1 protein-coding gene is annotated in these 810 nt (G+C 63.8%); it reads right to left on the bottom strand.

From position 1 onward, the window contains the following. Nucleotides 1-720, bottom strand: a 720-nt coding sequence (locus NKJ06_RS35590) for an ISAs1 family transposase (protein ID WP_352636349.1), incomplete at its 3' end; no start/stop codon positions are given. Nucleotides 721-810 lie beyond the last annotated feature (90 nt).

Raw genomic sequence — 810 nt, 5'->3', positions numbered from 1 at the left:
GGGAATGACGAAGGCACGCCGCACCTCGTGGCGGCCATGCGCATCCTCTTCGGTCTGATGGAACTTGGTTGCTTTGCTGGCCGCCGCCTTGTCGAGGGCGGCCTTGGCCTCGCTGGCCAGTTTCGACTGGTTGCCCTTGATGGCGATCACGTAGTGGCCGCCGCCCTCGCGCACGGTTTTGGTCATGCGGCGATGGCAGTGCAAGGCGTCGGCCGTTACGGTCAGCCCCTTGAGCGACAACAATTCGAGCGCCGCGATCGCGGCCTGCACTTCGCCGCCCTTCTGCGCCACGGTCTGGGCCAGGCTCATGAAGGTGTCGCAGCCAAAGACGGTCACCACCAGCGGTGGCATATGCGAGCAGCCCTTGGCGTAGGCGCGCCGCAGGCTCTTGCCATCTATGGCGACCTGCCCTTTCGGCGCATCGATGCGCGCCTGCCCGCCGAACGCGGTCATGAAGCGCATGAAGGCATCGTTGAGGGCGACAGGATCGAGAGCCGCCAGCACCCGGCTGAAGGTGTCGTGGCTGGGCGCGCCACGCTCGAGCGGAATGAACTGCCGCAACAGATCGAGACGGTTCCTGGCAAACAGCTCCATCTCCGTGCAGTGCGTCGCCCCGCAAAGCACCGCCGCAAGTGCTACGAACAAAATCTCCGGCAACGAGTGCTGCGCGGTCAAGTCCCGCGGGTCCGGCACCTCGCCGAATACATCCAGAAACACCATCACGGCCTCCGATCATTCAGAGGTCCTCTCAGAATCGATTTCCGCACACCACACAAGAGTCCGTTTGTACTCATGTGCGATTCCCCTGCC

Origin of the sequence: Mesorhizobium sp. M0293 (assembly GCF_040321735.1) — a bacterium.
GTDB lineage: Bacteria > Pseudomonadota > Alphaproteobacteria > Rhizobiales > Rhizobiaceae > Mesorhizobium.
This window is presented reverse-complemented; position numbering and strand designations above follow the sequence as displayed.